At 67.3% G+C, this 17598-nt stretch carries 17 protein-coding genes; 6 read left to right on the plus strand and 11 right to left on the minus strand.

Annotated features, from left to right (window positions below; all coding sequences use genetic code 11):
* Positions 1–102: 102 nt before the first annotated feature.
* On the plus strand, positions 103–612 hold the full coding sequence (locus LTH93_RS00695; RefSeq protein ID WP_241464627.1) for a DUF805 domain-containing protein: 510 nt from the start codon (positions 103–105) through the stop codon (positions 610–612).
* Here LTH93_RS00695 and LTH93_RS00700 read toward each other — a convergent pair.
* The 5 genes from LTH93_RS00700 to LTH93_RS00720 all read right to left on the minus strand — a co-directional run bounded on the left by LTH93_RS00700 (position 595) and on the right by LTH93_RS00720 (position 5101).
* The gene (locus LTH93_RS00700) at positions 595–984 is read right to left on the minus strand and encodes a hypothetical protein (RefSeq protein WP_241469527.1); all 390 of its coding nucleotides are present in this window, start codon (positions 982–984) and stop codon (positions 595–597) included. The genes LTH93_RS00695 and LTH93_RS00700 overlap by 18 nt on opposite strands.
* Before the next feature lie 29 nt (positions 985–1013).
* A complete protein-coding gene (locus tag LTH93_RS00705; RefSeq protein ID WP_241469529.1) occupies positions 1014–1526 on the minus strand; it encodes a flavodoxin family protein in 513 nt (170 codons plus the stop codon).
* Between the two features lie 281 nt (positions 1527–1807).
* A complete protein-coding gene (locus LTH93_RS00710; RefSeq protein ID WP_241464625.1) occupies positions 1808–3298 on the minus strand; it encodes an NCS2 family permease in 1491 nt (496 codons plus the stop codon).
* A gap of 64 nt (positions 3299–3362) precedes the next feature.
* Complete coding sequence (locus LTH93_RS00715; protein WP_241469531.1) at positions 3363–4637, minus strand: ion channel protein; 1275 nt, start codon at positions 4635–4637, stop codon at positions 3363–3365.
* Between the two features lie 50 nt (positions 4638–4687).
* Positions 4688–5101 (minus strand): phage holin family protein, encoded by a 414-nt coding sequence (locus LTH93_RS00720; RefSeq protein ID WP_241464623.1) that lies wholly within the window; start codon positions 5099–5101, stop codon positions 4688–4690.
* A 192-nt stretch (positions 5102–5293) separates the two neighbouring features.
* Here LTH93_RS00720 and LTH93_RS00725 point away from each other — a divergent pair, with 192 nt between their 5' ends.
* The gene (locus LTH93_RS00725) at positions 5294–6559 is read left to right on the plus strand and encodes a phospholipase D-like domain-containing protein (RefSeq protein ID WP_241469533.1); all 1266 of its coding nucleotides are present in this window, start codon (positions 5294–5296) and stop codon (positions 6557–6559) included.
* A 4-nt stretch (positions 6560–6563) separates the two neighbouring features.
* Here the strand turns inward: LTH93_RS00725 and LTH93_RS00730 are convergent, their stop codons facing one another.
* From LTH93_RS00730 to LTH93_RS00740, 3 genes are read right to left on the minus strand one after another with little or no spacing between them, the layout of a single operon-like run.
* Positions 6564–7457 carry an oxidoreductase gene (locus LTH93_RS00730; protein ID WP_241464621.1) on the minus strand — a complete coding sequence of 298 codons (894 nt, stop codon included), beginning with the start codon at positions 7455–7457 and terminating at the stop codon, positions 6564–6566.
* 55 nt (positions 7458–7512) lie between these two features.
* On the minus strand, positions 7513–8247 hold the full coding sequence (locus LTH93_RS00735; protein WP_241464620.1) for a response regulator: 735 nt from the start codon (positions 8245–8247) through the stop codon (positions 7513–7515).
* Positions 8244–9872, minus strand: a complete 1629-nt coding sequence (locus LTH93_RS00740; protein ID WP_241464619.1) for an ATP-binding protein — start codon at positions 9870–9872, stop codon at positions 8244–8246. The genes LTH93_RS00735 and LTH93_RS00740 overlap by 4 nt, the downstream gene beginning before the upstream one ends.
* Positions 9873–10076: 204 nt before the next feature.
* Between LTH93_RS00740 and LTH93_RS00745 the strand changes: the two genes are divergently transcribed.
* Positions 10077–11552, plus strand: coding sequence for a CitMHS family transporter (locus tag LTH93_RS00745; RefSeq protein WP_241469535.1), 1476 nt, complete (start codon positions 10077–10079; stop codon positions 11550–11552).
* Positions 11553–11595: 43 nt separating this feature from the next.
* On the opposite strand, the gene LTH93_RS00750 is transcribed toward LTH93_RS00745, so the two are convergent.
* On the minus strand, positions 11596–12153 hold the full coding sequence (locus LTH93_RS00750) for a dihydrofolate reductase family protein (RefSeq protein ID WP_241464617.1): 558 nt from the start codon (positions 12151–12153) through the stop codon (positions 11596–11598).
* A gap of 178 nt (positions 12154–12331) precedes the next feature.
* Between LTH93_RS00750 and LTH93_RS00755 the strand changes: the two genes are divergently transcribed.
* Both LTH93_RS00755 and LTH93_RS00760 read left to right on the plus strand, forming a co-directional pair.
* On the plus strand, positions 12332–12760 hold the full coding sequence (locus LTH93_RS00755) for an ArsR/SmtB family transcription factor (protein WP_241469538.1): 429 nt from the start codon (positions 12332–12334) through the stop codon (positions 12758–12760).
* Complete coding sequence (locus LTH93_RS00760) at positions 12757–14403, plus strand: SulP family inorganic anion transporter (RefSeq protein ID WP_241469540.1); 1647 nt, start codon at positions 12757–12759, stop codon at positions 14401–14403. Before LTH93_RS00755 ends, LTH93_RS00760 begins: the two co-directional genes overlap by 4 nt.
* Positions 14404–14431: 28 nt before the next feature.
* On the opposite strand, the gene LTH93_RS00765 is transcribed toward LTH93_RS00760, so the two are convergent.
* A complete protein-coding gene (locus LTH93_RS00765; protein WP_241464614.1) occupies positions 14432–15712 on the minus strand; it encodes an MFS transporter in 1281 nt (426 codons plus the stop codon).
* A 7-nt stretch (positions 15713–15719) separates the two neighbouring features.
* Positions 15720–16193 (minus strand): Lrp/AsnC family transcriptional regulator, encoded by a 474-nt coding sequence (locus tag LTH93_RS00770; protein ID WP_241464613.1) that lies wholly within the window; start codon positions 16191–16193, stop codon positions 15720–15722.
* 464 nt (positions 16194–16657) lie between these two features.
* On the opposite strand from LTH93_RS00770, the gene LTH93_RS00775 reads away from it, so the two are divergent.
* Entirely contained in the window at positions 16658–17404 is a 747-nt protein-coding gene (locus LTH93_RS00775; RefSeq protein WP_241469542.1) for a LysM peptidoglycan-binding domain-containing protein, read from the plus strand.
* Positions 17405–17598 lie beyond the last annotated feature (194 nt).

The raw sequence follows: 17598 nt of genomic DNA on the forward strand, positions 1-17598 counted from the left end.
AGGACCAAAGACTCTTTATTTCATGACAAAAAACGATCAGAGTGTGCTCAATCGAGACGGTCTCTCGACCCTTTCTCCGCATGAGCAGATCGAGGAGGTGCAATGCAGTCATACGCCGGTCAGACCACGTGGCCAGTGGGCGATGTCTACGGGCCAGACGCGACACTCTCGTCCTTCTTCGAGAACTACGTCCAGTTCAGGGGCTACTCCACCCGCCCGGAGTTCTGGTGGCCCTTCCTGTTCCTGATCCTCGTCCACGCCGCCATCGGGATGACGGCCATCATCACCATCAGCACACTGTTCGCCCAAGATATAGTGACCGACGCGCAGAACCTCTTCGGGATCGCTGGCTTCTCCCCCAGCGTCTGGCTCGAAGGCTTCGGCGCGGTCTTCGCAGCCGCCATCCTCTGCCTGCATCTGCTCATCGCGGCGCTCACCATCCCCCCGCTGCTCGCTGTCACCTGGCGCCGACTCCACGACTCCGGGCTCCCCGGGTCGATGTTCTTCCTCGGGTTCATTCCCATCGTCGGATGGTTCGTGGTGCTGGTCCTCCTCATGCGGGCCTCCGCCCCGGAGAAGCACCACGCAGAGTTCTCAGCCGCCTGGTATTGACGTCATCGTCCCGGCATGGACCTGGCCTGAGCCACTCACCGGGCCCGCGAGCAGGCGAGCTGGCGAACGAGCGGTGAAGACGATCGTCGGGATGAGCACGGCCAGCCACGGCAGGGCCCACCACCACAGACCCAGGGCCAGCAGTCCCAGTTTGAAGAGTACGACCCCGCTGAGGCCGAGGAGCCTGCGGCGTGGGTTCCGTGACAGCGCCGATACTCCGATCACGGCTTCATAACCCACGCCCAGCACAGCGCCCCAGACCTGCGGGTGCGCACCAAAGGTGCGGTCCCACAGATCGTGAAGCACGCCGAACCTCCAGGGCGAGAGGTCCGCGAGCCAGGTCCCGAGCATCGAATAGACCTCAGGCTTCACCGGGACCAGAAGCGCGAGGGGCGCTCCGATCAGGCCACACGGGAGCTCTCCGGCAGCCGCTGAGCCAGCTCGGCACCCCATTTCGTGGCTCGGTCGATCTCCCCGGGCAGGACGGGGCCCTCATAGCCCTCGACGTAGAAGCTCTCTGGTTTCGCAAGCAGCGAGGCGCCGCGGCTGCGCAGCAGCTTCGCGGCCTTCTTGCTGGCCGCACCTGGGAGGTTCGGATGGCGGACATGGGTGTCGAACACCGCGACCGGCAGGTGGACGTCGCCGGCGGCGCTGATCCACTCCCGAAGTCCCGTCTCCCCGGGGTGTCCGCCACGCCTAGCGGCCTCCTCGCGAGTCTGTGGTCGGCTCAGCCCGAAGGCGTGGGTCGGGGCGCCGACGACGAGCAGGTCGGCTTTGACCATGTCGGCAGGCGGGGCGAAGCTGACATCGAGGACCATCCCGATATCAATGGTGGCGGCCAGTCCGTCCGCCACCGCCTCGGCGATGATCTTGGTGTTTCCCCACGCGGACTCGTAGACGATGACAGCATCCATGATGTCGTTCTCCTTTCAGGGCCCATCTTCTCGCCGCCGCTCAGGAGGGCACCAGGACCTTAAGTCCCATGTTCCGTGACAGCTGCGGATACGCGGCGCTGTGCCCGGTCGGGACTTCGGGAGGCTCGGATCTGGTGCCGGAGCCTCAGCGACCGTGTCGAAGACGCGATCCACCGACGCGTTGATCCGGATGCTTCCCGTGACCCGTGTGCCACGCTCACATGCCAGTCGAGCCGCACGCCGCAGGACCACGTTGCACGCAGGCCCGTTCTGCAGCGGGGTCAGCCGACTCCCAGAGCCTCCTGGATGGGCCCGGAGATGAAATAGAGCACGAACAGCGCCGCGGTGACGTACATCAGCGGGTGCACCTCACGCCATTTGCCGCGGAAGACCTTGATCGCCACGTAGCTGATGAATCCTGCGCCGATGCCGTTGGTGATCGAGTAGGAGAAGGGCATGACCACGATGGTCATGAAGGCGGGGATCGCCATCTCCACATCGGTCCAGTCGATCCGCACGATCTGCTGCATCATCAGGAAGCCGACCAGCACCAGGGTGGCTGAGGCCGCCTCGGTGGGGATCACGGCGGCCAGCGGGGCCAGCACGATGGTGGCCAGGAAGAGCACGCCGGTGACCACGTTGGCCAGACCGGTCCGCGCGCCGTCGCCCACGCCAACGGTGGACTCGATGAACCCTGAGTTCACCGAGGTGGAGCCCACGCCGCCACCGATGGTGCCCACCGCGTCGGCGACCATGATCCGGCGGGAGTGCGGGATCTCGCCGTCGGCGTCCTTGATCCCGCCGGCGTTGGAGACGCCCACCATCGTGCCCAGCAGGTCGAAGAAGTTGGCCAGCAGCAGGGTGAAGATCGCGAGGGTGGCCGCGACCACGCCGATGCTCTGCCAGGAGCCCAGCAGGTTGAAGTCACCGATCAGGCTCAGGTCCGGCATGGTCAGCCAGTCCTGGTTCAGCGTCGGGACGGTCAGGCCCCAGCCGTAGGGGTTCTCGGTGCCGTCTGCGGCAGTCTGCGGACCGATGCGGAACACCGATTCCAGGGTGATCGCGAGCACCGTGGCGCCCACGATCGAGTAGAGGATCGCGCCGCGAACCTTCGCGGCCCACATGGCGAACAGGGCGAACATCGCGATGAGGAAGATGAAGATGGGCCAGCCGAAGAGGGAGCCGCCGACGCCGAGCTCCAGTCCGGTGCCCTGATTGTTCTGGATGAAGCCGGCGTTGACCATGCCGATCAGGGCGATGAAGAGCCCGATGCCCACGCTGATCGCGATCTTCAGCGCGCCGGGGACGGCGTTGAAGATGGCGGAGCGGAAGCCGGTGAGCACCAGGACCAGCAGGATCACACCTTCGATGACCACCAGTCCCATGGCATCGGCCCAGGTCATGCCCGGGAGCACGACGATGCCGTAGGTGATGAAGGCCGAGAGCCCCAGCGAGGAGGAGACGGCCATTGGGAACTTGCCGATCACGCCCATCAGGATGGTCATCAGACCAGAGATCAGTGAGGTCGCGGCGGCGACGGCGGGCAGGTTCGGTTCCGAGCCGCCTCCGAGGAAGTTCCCGGTGGAGTCGGCTGAGGCACCGATGATCAGCGGGTTCAGCACGATGATGTAGGACATCGCGAAGAAGGTGGCCAGTCCGCCGCGCACCTCCCGACCGATGCTCGAGCCGCGGGCGGTGATGTGGAAATACCGGTCGAGGGTCCCGAGCTGCCGGGGCGCGGAAGTCTGGGAGGCGGGGGTCTGAGTGCTCACGGAGCACTACCTTATTGCCCCGTGAGTAGTTCCGACCAACGGAACTCACCAGACGAGACCGGAGTCACTCGGATACCTGATGATCCGCCGTGGGAACCAGCATCTTCGGTGCGCCCATGACGAGGAGCCACACGGGCAGGACCACCACGCACAGGACGGCCAGAACCGAGATGTCCCCGACCACGACGACGGCGATGAACAGCGCGATCCACCCGTCGCGGGATTCGGCGAGCACGGCCCCGAGGATCCCGCAGGCGAGCGCCAGACCCAGCGGAACCTCGGGCATGAGCGACTGAGCCACGAGGCCCACCGCTGCTCCGATGAAGACCGCAGGGAAGATGCGGCCTCCGCGGAATCCGGCCGTGGCTGCCACGAGCAGCGCCGTCAGCTTGACCGCAACGATGAGCAGCAGCTCTGCGGTGGTCAGGTCCTCGGCACCTCGGATGAGATCTGCCATCTGCTGGCCGCCCTTGAACAGCGTCACCGGCCCGCCGAGCGCGCCGAGTCCCCCGAGGATGACTCCGCCCAACGTGGTGTAGAGCAGCGGGCTCCGCAGCCTGCGAAAACTCTCATGCAGCGCCCTGAAGACGGAGGCCCCTGCGAGAATGACCAGCGCGGCGGCACAGGCGACGAGCGCGCCGGTCAGGAGATCCGACGGATGCGGCGCCCCGAGGGGCGGCATGTCCGTGGCCCCGAACTGGGGGCCGTCGAGCATGCGCACCGTCAGGGAGCCGGTCGCCGCGGCGAGGAGCGGCAGGAAGAGTCTGTCCCAGAGCGCGCCCCCGGTGTTGGCAGCCGCCACTACTCCGGTCAATACCAGCGCGGCGGCCACCGGCGTTCCAAACAGGGCCCCGATGGTTCCCGCAGCCGTCATCAGCATCACGAGCTTCACGTCGATGCGCGGCCAGAATCTCACGATCAGCGCCACCAGTATGGCCGTGTTGATCGCGATGATGGGCGATTCTGGACCGAGGCTGACGCCTCCGGCCAGCACCAGCAGGCTCACGAGGATGAGTCCCGGCACGGCGGCGAGCGGCAGCGGCGGCGCCAGCAGCTCCACGGTGGCAGAGTCACGTCCGCCGCGACCAGGGGCGAAGGTACAGACGACCCCGACCGCCAGACCCACCCCGCTCAGGACCGCAAAGATCCACCAACCCGAGTCGGGATCAAGGTTGAACAGGCCGGGGAGGTCCACCCATAGGACGTGTTCAAGCAGGTGAGCTGTTCCCTCCACGAGGAACAGCCCCAGCGCCGAGACGACACCGATGAGGATCGCCGGGACCGACAGTCTCAGCAGCGTGGTCGCGGTCGGCGTCGCCTGGCTGTTCACACCGGGCATCGCTCCGGGCTCCTTCTGTTCAGGACCACCGGTGCCACCGGCCGCTGGGCTCATGCGAGGGCTTGGCGGATGTTCTTCTCCTCAGCGCGCTTGTCCCACCAGCGCTTGAGCACGAGGTACCCGAGTATCCATGTGCCCAGAGCCGTGATGATCCAGACCACCAGAGGCGTCAAGATCCACGCCATCGGCGTGGAGAGCGTGAGACCGTCCGTCACGAGGGTCGCAACCCATACGGCCAGAAGGGTTGAGACCAGGCCGACCGCGCCGAGGATTGCGGAGGCGTACTGGCGGGCCATGTTGAACACGAACGGACCCAGGATGGCCTGCGCCAGGACGAAGACGACGACGGCGGTGACGAATCCCGCCGGCTGGAGGGTCACACCATCGATCAAGGTTCCGGCCACCAGCATTGCGACGGCGGCCATCACCACATTGATCGCGGCCTGAAGCAACATGCGCACCATGACAGGCTCTCTTCCGGGTGCGGCCGGCTGGGTCTAACTGGCCGGAACCCTGTGTAGAAGGTGACACGGACCCAGTCGATGACTCCATGAGAGACCCTGGCGGCCACCAGGTCAAGAGGTGTCGGCTGGCGGGGCATCCAGTGTGACGCGTCCACCACGTGTGTGAATGCTCCGGCCAATTAGAGTGGCTCCATGAGCTTCCTGATGCACAAGCGACACCTCGTCAGCCGTCGGTCTCCGCGCAAGACTCTTCCGCTTGCGGTCGCGGCCTCCGCCCTGGCGGTTCCGACGGTGGCGGCACTCTCGGTGGTGGCGGTGGATCTCTTCAAGCACGGCCAGCGCAAGGATCGGGACGCTCCCCGCCCAGGAACGTTCCACACCGAGGTCGAAGAGTCCCCGATGCGCATCTACACCGATGGTGAAGCGCTCTATGGGGACATGCTCGAGGCCATCGGCGCGGCAGAAGATTCGGTTCTGATGAAGACCTATATCTGGAAGAACGATGAGGTCGGCCAGCAGTTCATCGACGCCTTCAACGCGGCGGCTCGTCGCGGAGTGGAGGTGTTCATCATCTATGACGGATTCGCGAACCTCGTGGTGCCGCGTTCCTTCTACGCGCAGCTCGATGAGAACATCCGGGTCTATCGCATGCCGGCGGCGGGACGAAGCTTCTGGAAGGCTCCCATTCGGTCCACAGGCTTCAATCACTCCAAGATCCTCGTCGTCGACGACGCGGTCGGTTTCGTCGGCGGATACAACATCGGCTCTCTCTACGCGAAGAAATGGCGCGACACCCACCTCCGCGAGGTGGGCCCCGCCGTCTGGGGGCTCCGCCAGACCATCGCGCGACTGTGGAACGAGGATCGACCCGCGGCGGAGCGGATTTCTTGGATCGCCCCGGACAGCTGGGATCCGTCGGTCCGCGTCGTCGCCAATCTGCCGGTGGACCTGGTGTACCCGATCCGCAACATGTACCTGAAGGCCATCGAGCGAGCCAACGAGCGGATCTGGATCTCGACCCCCTACTTCATCCCGGACCAGCAGATCCTGCGAGCATTGAAGCTCGCCGCGGAGCGCGGCGTGGACGTGCAGGTCATGGTGCCCAAGGATTCGAACCACGTGCTCGCGGACTGGGTGTCCCGAGGCTTCTTCGGGGAGATGCTCGATTCCGGCATCTCGATCCTGCTCTACGCGAGCAGCATGATGCATTCGAAGACCGCGACGATCGACGGCGAGTGGTCAACGATCGGCACGGCCAACATCGACAGATTGTCGCTGTCCTTCAACTACGAGTCCAACGTCGAAGTCATCGACCCAGGGTTCGCCGCCGAGCTGGAGAAGGTCTTCCAGAGCGACAGCGAGCACTGCGAGGTCGTGAGTGCTGATACCTGGCGGGAACGCCACCCGATGGCGCGCGCGACGGAGTGGGCGCTGATCCCGCTGCGGCCGGTGCTCTGATCCGCTACTCCGGGTCCAGACCGAAGCCGACGCCGGTGAGCTCCTCTGAGGCCTCCCAGAGCCTGTGCGCCAAAGCGGGGTCGCTGGCCTTCGATGAGCGCCCGACCAGGCAAGGACTGCCGTGCAGCTCCCATCGCCCGTCGGGACCGACGTAGCTGGCCCCTGGCAGGTCCTGAGTCGCGGCAAACAACGTGGGCACAGCACCTTGTTCACTGGTCTGCGCCAAGAGCCGTCCGGCGAGATTGACCGTGGCCACCAGCGGCCTGCTGCGCCCCTGTATGCCGAGATTCGTGTCGGAATACCCGGGATGCGAGGCCTGCGACTGCACCGCGGACCCGGACCGGCGCAGCCTACGCTCCAACTCAAGGGTGAAGAGCAGGTTCGCAAGCTTCGACTGACCGTAGGTCTCGGCGAGCGAGTATCGGCGGGTGCGCAGCGCGAGGTCCTCGAAGTAGATGTCGCCGGCCCGGTGCGCCCCGGAGGCGAGGGTGACGACCCGGTCGCGCAGATGCGGCAGCAGTAGATTCGTCAGCGCGAAATGCCCCAGATGATTCGTGCCGAACTGCAGGTCAAAGCCGTCCTTGGTCACCGCACCTCGACCTCCCGCGACCCCCGCATTGTTGATCAGCAGGTCCAGCGGGCCGTTCCAGGATCGAGCGAAGGCCCGCACCGAAGACAGGTCGGCCAGATCGAGATGGCGAACCTCGGTGCTGCCGGACATGGTCGCCGCAGCCGTGCGCCCGCGCTGAGTGTCACGCACCCCCAGCACCACATGGGCCCCGGCCTGGGCCAGGGCGGTCGCCGTCGCGAACCCGACCCCGCTGGTGGCACCGGTCACGACTGCCGTGCGCCCGTGAAGCACCGGAAGGTCTGCCGCCGTCCAGCTCTGCATGTCCATGGCTTGAGCCTAGTCAGCCCGGGATCAACTCAGACACCTCGGAGCAGCGACACCCTCAGGGCACCCACGTATAGCGGTGCTCCGGCCGCCCGGCCTGGCCGTAGCGCAGGGCGAGCTCCGCCCGGCCTTCCGCGCACAGATGCTCCAGGTACCGGCGGGCGGTGACCCGGGCGATCCCGGTGATCTCGGAGACCTCGACGGCAGAGACGTCGCCGTCTCGCGAGCGCAGCGCCTCCGCCACCCGCTCGGCGGTGGCGGGAGTCAGGCCTTTGGCCATGGACCGTGAGGCCATGGGCCGTGTCATCCCGAAGAGCGCGTCGACGTCGTTCTGGGTGACGGTGGACATCGCCGCCATCCGCTTGCGCGCGGCGGCGTATCGTTCGAGCTGATCACGCAGCTGGCGCAGCGGGAAGGGCTTGATCAGGTAATGCAGCGCACCCAGCGCCATGGCCGTGCGCACATGCTCGACGTCGCGCAGCGCAGTGATCAGCACGACGTCGACGACGCCCACCTCGCGCAGCCATGCGGAGCTCCTGAGCTCCTCGAGCACCGTCAGCCCTGTGCGATCGGGCAGGAAGAGGTCAAGCAGCACCAGGCCTGGCCGGTGCCGACGCACCGCTTCCAGCGCTTCCGCGGCGGTGTGCGCGGTGGCCACCACGGTGAACCCGGGCATCGAGTCGACCAGGTCGCGGTGGTTCCGGGCCACGCGCACGTCGTCATCGACGATCAGCACCGGAATCGGGGCGGCTGACCCAGGCCCGCCGGAGGTCATGCCGGTGGAGGTGCTCATGCGCTGATCACCTCCGCTCGCACCGGCAGGTAGGCGCAGAAGGTGGTCTCGTCCTCGTGTTCCACCGTCACCGACCCGCCGCGTCGCATGCAGGCCTGGTGCACCAGCGCCAGGCCCAGGCCGCGCCGTCCGGAGGGGTCCTTGGTAGAACGTCCGATGCTGAAGACCTCTTCGGCGATCTCAGGGGCCAGGCCGGGACCTGAGTCGATGACCCTGACCTCCACGAGCCCGTCGGTGACCCCGCCGTGGCGCCGGACCATCAGCTCCACCCGAGCATCCGCACGAGCGTCCGCGCCGGCCGCGTCCATGGCATTGTCGATCAGGTTGCCGATCACCAGCAGCAGGTCATCACGCAGATCCTGGGGCTGATCCGAGGGCAGCTGGGAAAGCTCAGAGAGGCTGAACTGCACTCCGCGTTCAGCGGCCTGGACCGATTTGGCAAGCACCAGCGCCGCCACGGTCATGTCCTCGATCCGGGCGGCGATCTCCGCGTCTGCGCCGGAGGTGGCCAGGGAGAGCTCGGAGAGGTATTCCTGGGCCTGGTCCACGCCGCCCAGCTCGAGCATCCCTGCGACGGTGTGCAGCCTGTTGGCGAATTCGTGCCGCTGGGCGCGCAGCCCGTCGGTGACGGTGCGGGCGCCGTCGAGCTGGTCGCTGAGCCGGGTGAGCTCGGTGCGGTCGCGCAGGGTGACGACGACGCCACCGTCGTCCTCGCGCACCCGCACCGGCCTGCGGTTGCAGACCAGGATCAGCCCGTCCACGCTCAGCAGCAGGTCCTCCCCCGGCTCCGGACCGGTCAGCACCACCTGGGCCTCGGCGCTGAGGCCCAGCTGCGCGGGGGTGCGGCCGAGGTGATCGGGGGGCAGGCGAAGCAGCTCGCGGGCCGGGGTGTTGGCCAGCACCACGCGTCCGTCGCGGTCCAGGCCGATCACACCTTCGCCGATGGCATGCAGCAGCGCCTCCCGGCCGTCGAGCAGCGCCGTGATCTCACGCGGCTCCAGGCCATGGGTGTCGGCGCGAAGCCGTCGGGCGAGCATTCGGGCGCCGACCGCGCCGATGCCGACGGCGAGCGCCGCGGCCCCGAGGATCAGCGGGAGCTCCTGGATGGAGGCGAGCCGCACCTCGGAGGCGAGCACGCCCACCGAGACGAAGCCGATGACCTCTTCCGCGTCGTTGGTGATCGGCACCCGGGCGCGCATGGTGAGCCCGGCGTGGCCGTGCTCCACACCGGTCCAGGTCTGCCCGGCCAGCACGGGGGTGGGATCCAGCTCTGGGCGTCCGCCGATCGCCTCAGGGTCCGGGTGGGACTGCCTGATGCCGTCGGCGTCAGCGATCATGATGTATTCATACCCGCTGGCGACCCGCAGCGTCTCCGCCCAGGGCGCCAGGATCTCCGCGGGGTCTTGGGTCTGCAGCGCGTCCTGAACCGTGGCCATGACTGCCACAGATTCGGCCATGGTGAGCACCCGCTCCTCGTACTGCGCGCGGACCTCCAGGTACTGGTTGATCCCCCAGAGCAGGCTGACCAGGGTCACCGCGCCGACGAGCAGCATGATGTTCCAGCGGAAGAGCCGGTGGGCCAGGGAGACCTCACGGGTGGCAGCGGGCGCGGGCGATGACTCCATGGGCACTGCTCCCTCCTGGCGCTGCGGGTCTGTGTTGATCGTTGCGCTGATGGTGCCGCGCAACACCGATCCATGAGACCAATATGACCAATATTGCGTGGACATGCACAAAACTGTGGGCCCGATCACATCCGTTCCATGCTGTCACGTGGCTCACATCTCTGCCGCTGATCGATCCCCACACCCGCATCGAGGAGAAAAATCATGCTCAGCCTAATCGGCCTGGCAGTGATCGTCACCATGACGACGCTGCTGATCATGGGGCGCATCGCCCCGATCGTCGGACTGACCGTGATCCCCTTTGCGGGCGCGCTCCTGGCCGGCTTCACCTTCACCGAGATCGGTGACTTCTTCGGCGAAGGCATCGGTTCGGTGCTCGATGTCGCGGTGATGCTGATCTTCGCGATCTTGTTCTTCGGCATCATGAACCAGGCCGGGCTCTTCGACCCGCTGGTGCGGCTCACCGTGCGCCTGACCCGCGGCAACGTGATCGCCATCTGCGTGGGCACGGTCCTGCTTGCAGCGGTCTGCCACCTCGACGGTGCTGGCGCCTCGACCTTCCTGATCGTGATCCCGGCCCTGCTGCCGCTCTACCGGCACTTGGGCATGAGCCCCTACCTGCTGCTGCTGCTGGCCGGGATGAGCATGGGTGTGCTGAACATGCTCCCCTGGGGCGGACCTGTGGCGCGTTCCGCCGCCGTCGTCGACATGGATCCGATCGAACTCTGGCGCGGCCTGATCCCGGTGCAGATCCTCTGCCTGGTGATGCTCGTGGTGACCGCGGTCCTGCTGGGTCTGCGCGAGCAGCGCCGGATCGCCGCCCGCGGCGGAGCCCCGGTTGACGCCGAGACCCGCTCCGGTGGACAGAGCGAGGACCGGGTCGAGGAGCGCGAGCTCGTCTCCGCGTCGACCTCCAGCACCAGCAGCACCGCCGGTGGAACCCCTCGGGGCACGACCTCGGGCCGCACGAGCAACACCCCACCGGCCGGCACGGCCGCCGATCAGTACAGCGGCGAGGCCAATGACCTCTGGGGCGGGAACGTGACCGGCGTGGCGACCCCGCGGTGGCGCATGATCGTGAACACGGTCCTGGTCCTGGGCATGCTCGCCCTGCTGGTCTCGGACCTGCTGCCGGCCCCGCTGGCCTTCATGCTCGGCCTCAGCGCCGCCCTGGTGATCAACCACCCCAAGGTCAGCGACCAGATGGAGGCGCTGAAGGTCAACGGCGGGGCCGCCGTCACCACCGGCGCGATCGTGCTCGCCGCCGGCTGCTTCCTGGGCATCCTCGAGGAGTCGGGCATGTTGGAATCCCTCGCCACCGACGCCGTCGCGATCCTTCCCGCCGCCCTGGTCCCCTACCTGCATCTGATCGTCGGAGTCTTCGGCCTGCCGCTGGAGCTGCTGCTCAGCACCGACGCCCACTACTTCGCACTGCTGCCGGTGGTGGAGGGCGTCTCCACCCAGGCCGGCGTGAGCACCATCGCAGTGGTCTATGCGGTGCTGGTGGGCAACATCATCGGCACCTTCATCAGCCCGTTCTCTGCCGCGCTGTGGCTGGCGCTCGGGCTGGCAGGCTGCGACATCGGCAAGCACATCCGTTACTCCTTCGTGCCGATGTGGATCTTCTCGGTGGTCGCCCTGGTGCTCGCCCTGGTGCTCGGCCTGATCCCCTGGAGCTGACCGGGTCCGCGGGGCAGGTCAGCAGGTCCGGCAGCGGGGCAGGTCAGCGGGTCCGGTAGCGGGCGTAGATGAGCCCGACGTCGAAGCTGCGCTGCTCCACCAGCTCCAGGTCCAGGCGGATGCCGTCGGGGAAGAACCGCTTGCCTCCGCCCACCACGCTGGAGGTGATGAACAGGTGGTACTCATCGACCAGGCCCGCCTTGATCGCCTGGGCGGCGAGGTTCGGGCCGTCCACGCTGAGGTCGTGATCTGACTCGGCCTTGAGCCGGCGCACCGCCTCGGGGTCGAAGCTGCGCTCGAGTCGGGTCTTCGCACTGGAGACCGACTCGAGCGTGGTCGAATACACGATCTTCTCGGCCGCCTGCCAGTCGAGGGCGTACTGGCGGATGTGCGGCGGGATGTCGGGCAACGTGTGGGCGGTCTCCCAGAAGAGCATCGTCTCGTAGACCCGGCGGCCGTAGAGGAACGTGCGCACCGGGCGGAAGAGGTCCCCGATGAAGGTGTGCACCTCCGGGCTCTCCGCTCCGGTCCCCAGATCCCCCTCTGCGGCCTCGGCGTAGCCGTCGAGTGAGGTGATCATCGAATAGATCAGCTTGGCCATGGTCCGCTCCGTGTCTGTGTCCGAGGCAGTGTCGAATTCGAGGGAGTTGGGTTCCAGGCCAGACTGCGAGTCGGGCCGTCTCGGGTCAAGGGAGACCGGCCGTTCCCTCTCGTCACCCCAGCGCTATATGATGGATTTATAATTCAGTAAACTATCTGGCCGCTGCAAGGAGACGATCGTGGACGATCATGTCAATGGACGGGGCCCGCTGAACAAGGTCAAGGCGAACCTCTTCAAGGGGCTCTCCCATCCCGTGCGCATCCGGGTGCTGGAGCTGCTCTCCGTGCAGGCAGAGGTCTCGGTGACCGAGCTGCTCGCCGAGACCACACTGGAGGCCTCACACCTGTCCCAGCACCTGGCGGTGCTGCGGCGCTACGATCTGGTGGTCTCCCAGCGGCGCGGCCTGCAGATGTTCTACTCGCTGGCACACCCCCAGGTGGCGGAGCTGCTCGCCGTGGCGAAGGAGCTCCTCCAGGAGATTCTTCGCACCACCGAGCGGAACCTGGCCAGCGCGCTGTCCGCGGAACCATCAGCAGCCGCCACAGCGTCACCGGCGACTGTCACAGATTCATCCGCGGCCTCCGCCACCAGCAGCGGAACCCGATGAAGGCCGTGGCGTCCATCAGGGCGCTGTTGCCCAGGCGCGGCGACTACACGGAAGTCCCCCGCACCTGGAAGGGGGATCTCGTCGCCGGGGTCACCGTGGGCATCGTCGCCCTGCCGCTCGCGCTGGCCTTCGGGGTCAGCTCCGGCGCCGGGGCGGCGAGCGGCCTGATCACCGCAGTGGTGGCCGGATTCGTCGCCGCGGTGTTCGGCGGATCCAACGTGCAGGTCTCGGGCCCCACGGGAGCCATGGTGGTCGTCCTGGGCCCGGTGATCGCCTCCCAGGGCGTCGTCGCCCTGGCCGTGGTCACCGTCCTGGCCGGGCTGATGGTGATCGCGGCCGGGGCGCTGAAGCTGGGCCGGGTGGTCTCCTTCCTGCCCTGGCCGGTGATCGAGGGCTTCACCCTCGGCATCGCAGTCATCATCTTCCTGCAACAGGTGCCCGCCGCCTTCGGCGTGCTCGCTGGTCCCAGCGCCAACGCCGCGGTGTCCGCCGCGCAGAGCCTGGCCACCGTGCCCTGGCAGGAGATCGCAGCACCCGTGGGGCTCGTCGTGCTGGTCGCGGTGATCATGATCGGCGCCCCTCGCATCCACCCGCAGATGCCCGGTTCGATCCTGGCGATCATCGCCGCCACCGTCCTGGCCACCATGCTGGACCTGCCCACGGCCCGGATCGGGGCCCTGCCCGACTCCCTCCCCGCTCCGGTGCTGCCAGCCTTTGACGGCGCCACCCTCATAGCGCTGGCCGCCCCGGCAGCCACCATCGCAGCTCTCGCGGCGATCGAGTCGCTGCTCTCGGCTCGGGTGGCGACCTCCATCTCCGACACCGGCCCCTACGACGCCGACCGCGAGCTGGTCGGCCAGGGTCTGGCCTCGGTGGCGTCGGGCTTCTTCGGCGGCATGCCTGCCACCGGGGCGATCGCCCGGACGGCGGTGAACATCCGCTCCGGCGCCCGCACCAGGCTGGCCGCGATCATCCACGCGGCGGTGCTGCTCGGCGTCGTCTATCTCGCCACCGGCCCGGTCTCACAGATCCCGCTGGCCGCCCTGGCCGGGGTGCTGATGGTCACCGCGGTGCGGATGGTCTCCACGGCCACCGTCCGCGCGATCGTGGGCTCCACCCGGGCGGACACCCTGGTCTTTCTCGTCACCGCGGTGATCACCGTGTCGCTGGACCTGATCGAGGCCGTACAGATCGGCGTCGTCATCGCTGCCTTCTTCGCGCTGCGCTCCATGGTCGCCACCAGCGGAGTGCATCGCGAGGTGATTCCTGGGCCGGCGCACTCCGGGGATGCCCATATCGCGGTCTTCCGCCTCGACGGGGCGCTGTTCTTCGGCGCCGCTGAACGCGTCCTGGAGAAGGTCACCGAGATCCAGAACGTCGATGTGGTGATCATCCGGATGTCTCAGCTTCAGGTTCTGGACGCCACCGGAGCCCGTGTGGTGTCCGAGATGATCACGGCGCTGGAGCGGCGTGGCATCACTGTGCTGGTGAAGGGGATCCAGGAGCGACACCTGGCCCTGGTCACTCGGGTCGGGGTCCTCGAGTCCCTGCGGCACCACAAGCACCTGTTCGCCGAGCTGGGGCCCGCGGTTGAACACGCCCGCAGCCACGTGAACCGCAGCCGTGAGACCCGCTCGGACTGAGGTCTGCGCGCCCAAGTCGAGGTCAGCGTCAGAGCACGTCCACCCTGCGCCCGGCGAAGAGTCCCACCACCGCCATCACGACGATGGCGGCCACGATGATCCACAGCACCGGGGACCAGGAGCCGGTGAGCTCGAACAGCGTGCCGGCGAGCAGCGGACCCACGGCGGCGAGCAGATACCCCACGCCCTGGGCCATGCCGGAGAGGCGGCTTGCTTCCCCCGAGGTGCGGGCGCGCATGCTGATCAACGTGAGCCCCGCAAGGAGGTTCCCGCCGGAGGCGAAGCCTACGATCAGCGCCCAGGCCGGCATCGCCTCAGGCAGGAACAGGATCCCGAGCACTCCGACGAGCATGATGCCCGCCAGGGCCACGACGACCGCGCGCTGGTCCTGTGCGCGCTGCATGATCGGGCCCACCACCAGGCTCGCGACGATCCCGATGGCCTGATAGGCCCCCAGCCAGAAGCCGGCGGCCGCCTCGGTGACGCCGTGGGAGGTCTGGATGGCAGGGAACCAGGTCAGCATCAGGTAGAAGATCCCCGACTGCAGGGCGAAGTAGGCGGTGACCTGCCACGCCACCGCGGAGTGCCACATCGTTCCACCCGCAGACCCCGGCGCGGGCGCAGCCCCCAGCGCCGGCACCTCCGGCGCTGATGCCTCTGAGGCTGATACCTCTGAGGCTGCGAGGTCTGCCCCGGCCGGCGTGGGGGCTGACTCGGCGCGGCCGGCACGCGGGTCTTTGAACCGGACCCCCCACAGGGCGGCGGAGACCAGGGCGAAGACTGCCGTGACGCCGAGAGTGAACTCCCACCCCTTGGCCGCCGCCAAGGGCACCGCCGTGCCTGAGGCCACCGCCGCGCAGCCGACCAGCACCGCGGTGTAGAGCCCGGTCATGACCGGGACCCGGGCCGGGAAGTCGCGTTTGACCACCGCGGGAACCAGGACGTTGCCCACCCCGATGGCGGCACTGAGGATCACCGTGCCGGCGAAGAGCGAGAAGGCTCCCAGCGGAAGGGACCGCAGCAGCGTGCCGAGTCCGAGCAGCAGCAGCGAGACGAAGATGGTCCGCTCCAAGCCCCATCGGCGCCCGAGCGCAGCGACGAAGAGTGCGACGACGCCGAAGCCGAGGGCTGGAATGGCGCCGAGGAGCCCCAGTGCGGCCGGACCGAGCCCGGTGTCCTCGCCGATCCGCTCGATGAGCGGACCTACCGCGGTGATCGCGGGACGCAGATTGGCCGCCACGATCAGCACGGTGACGATCATCAGCAGCTGTGGATGACGCCCCGGAGGAGACGCGGGCGCCGCGCTCATGCGCGACTCACTCGTCGAAGGACTTCCCGGTGTCCAGATGCGGGCGCTGGCTCTTGATGATCTTCATCGGGAAGGCGGAGTCCGTGCCCTGCACCCCGGGGATGGTCAGCACCTTCTTGGTCAGGAACCGCTCATAGGCATGCAGGTCAGCCACCGCGACGCGGGCGAAGTAATCCGGTGAGCCGAAGAGTCGAAGCAGCTCGAGGACCTCCTCGTAACCAGCCATCGTGTCCTCGAAGCGTTCGACGGTCTCCCGGTCTCCCCATTTGAGCTCGATGTCCAGACCCACCTCGAAGGACTGTCCCAGCGATGCGGGGTTGATGTCTGCGGTGTACCCGAGGATGACGCCTTCAGCCTCGAGCCGCTGGACTCGGCGCAGACAAGGTCCCGCGGTGAGTCCGACCTTCTGGGCCAACGCCGCGTTAGAGATTCGTCCATCTTCACGCAGCGCGGAAATAATTGCGCGATCCACACCGTCCATCATCTGATTCTTGCACCAGATCTGACTCGATGCCGGTTCCGGCCTCAAAATTCCCACAATGTGGAAGCGGGGCCCCGGAGCGACATCACGGCGATGCGACGGCGGCTCCACCAGAATCTGGTACTCACATGTTATTCACAGGAACATTGATAACGAGAGGGTAACGCTGTGTCAACGCCGTGATTCCGGGGTTTTTGGGTGCGCGACGGCGCTGAAACCCCGGTTGACGCAATCAAACCGAGACCTTTTACTGGTTAACGGACATCTTCTGTGATGCCGCTGTAACGACTGGGCCTCCGTTCCCAGGCCCCGCACACAGCATCCAGAAGCACCGGAACCGGCTACCCACCACCGTCCATGCCGGTTCGGGTGAAATTTGACCGCCACACAAAATGAAGGCGGACGGTGACACGAGGACGGCCCGGGAGGGTCACGAGTGCAGGGACTTCGGGATTCAAACTCTCATGCAGACCAAGCAGACTTTCAAGAAGGTTCTCGGCGGCGGACTCGCTGCTGCCACGCTCGCCGGCGCAGCCGTCGTCGCCCAGGCTCCTGCCGCAAGCGCCTCCGGCCAGTGGGACCAGCTCGCAGAGTGCGAGTCCAATGGCAACTGGTCGATCAACACCGGCAACGGCTACTACGGTGGCCTGCAGTTCTCGCAGCAGTCCTGGCAGGCAGTGGGCGGCTCCGGTCTCCCCAGCGATGCCAGCAAGTCTGAGCAGATCAACCGCGCCCACGCTCTCTGGGAGATCCAGGGCTGGGGCGCATGGCCTTCCTGCACCTCACAGCTCGGCCTTTCCGGCACCCCGAGCAGCGGCGGCGGCTCCTCCGCTCCTGCCGTTGCGTCGGCCCCTCAGCAGTCCGCTCCTGAGCAGGAGGCCCCCGCGCCGGCTCCCGAGCCAGCACCGGCACCTGAACCAGCACCCGCTCCCGCTCCCGAGCCAGCACCCGCTCCCGAGCCAGCACCTGTCGAGCAGGCACCTGTCGAGCAGGCACCTGTCGAGCAGGCTCCAGTGGAGCAGGCACCACAGCAGGCCGAGGTCCAGGTCTCCGGTGAGACCTACACCGTGCAGGCCGGCGATTCGCTGTCCAGCATCGCCAATGCTCTGGGTCTCGACTGGAACGACATCTGGAACGCCAACACCGATACCGTCCAGGATCCCAACCTGATCTTCGTCGGCGATCAGCTGAAGCTGCCCGCCGCGGGCTGATTCAACTTGTGCCGCCAGGCACACCACTAGGGGGGCGTCAGCGTTTAGCTGACGCCCCCCTAGCTGTCTGTCCACCCGAGCGCAGGAGACCCGTGCGTCCACGTCTGCGATCCGACCGCCTGTCTCCCCTGCTGGCCACTGCCACCGCCTGCCCGCTGACGCTTGGATGCTCGGTCCCTGCCGGGGCGGAGACC

It is taken from the genome of Nesterenkonia sp. DZ6, assembly GCF_022565835.1.
Lineage (GTDB): Bacteria > Actinomycetota > Actinomycetes > Actinomycetales > Micrococcaceae > Nesterenkonia.

What these genes read in the sequence shown, in the direction of transcription:
- LTH93_RS00695 (WP_241464627.1), top strand. Translation starts at nt 103, where the DNA reads ATGCAGTCATACGCCGGTCAGACCACGTGGCCAGTGGGCGATGTCTAC.
- LTH93_RS00705 (WP_241469529.1), bottom strand. Translation starts at nt 1,526, where the DNA reads ATGGATGCTGTCATCGTCTACGAGTCCGCGTGGGGAAACACCAAGATC.
- LTH93_RS00715 (WP_241469531.1), bottom strand. Translation starts at nt 4,637, where the DNA reads ATGCCCGGTGTGAACAGCCAGGCGACGCCGACCGCGACCACGCTGCTG.
- LTH93_RS00720 (WP_241464623.1), bottom strand. Translation starts at nt 5,101, where the DNA reads ATGGTGCGCATGTTGCTTCAGGCCGCGATCAATGTGGTGATGGCCGCC.
- LTH93_RS00725 (WP_241469533.1), top strand. Translation starts at nt 5,294, where the DNA reads ATGAGCTTCCTGATGCACAAGCGACACCTCGTCAGCCGTCGGTCTCCG.
- LTH93_RS00730 (WP_241464621.1), bottom strand. Translation starts at nt 7,457, where the DNA reads ATGGACATGCAGAGCTGGACGGCGGCAGACCTTCCGGTGCTTCACGGG.
- LTH93_RS00735 (WP_241464620.1), bottom strand. Translation starts at nt 8,247, where the DNA reads ATGAGCACCTCCACCGGCATGACCTCCGGCGGGCCTGGGTCAGCCGCC.
- LTH93_RS00740 (WP_241464619.1), bottom strand. Translation starts at nt 9,872, where the DNA reads ATGGAGTCATCGCCCGCGCCCGCTGCCACCCGTGAGGTCTCCCTGGCC.
- LTH93_RS00745 (WP_241469535.1), top strand. Translation starts at nt 10,077, where the DNA reads ATGCTCAGCCTAATCGGCCTGGCAGTGATCGTCACCATGACGACGCTG.
- LTH93_RS00750 (WP_241464617.1), bottom strand. Translation starts at nt 12,153, where the DNA reads ATGGCCAAGCTGATCTATTCGATGATCACCTCACTCGACGGCTACGCC.
- LTH93_RS00760 (WP_241469540.1), top strand. Translation starts at nt 12,757, where the DNA reads ATGAAGGCCGTGGCGTCCATCAGGGCGCTGTTGCCCAGGCGCGGCGAC.
- LTH93_RS00765 (WP_241464614.1), bottom strand. Translation starts at nt 15,712, where the DNA reads ATGAGCGCGGCGCCCGCGTCTCCTCCGGGGCGTCATCCACAGCTGCTG.
- LTH93_RS00770 (WP_241464613.1), bottom strand. Translation starts at nt 16,193, where the DNA reads ATGGACGGTGTGGATCGCGCAATTATTTCCGCGCTGCGTGAAGATGGA.
- LTH93_RS00775 (WP_241469542.1), top strand. Translation starts at nt 16,658, where the DNA reads ATGCAGACCAAGCAGACTTTCAAGAAGGTTCTCGGCGGCGGACTCGCT.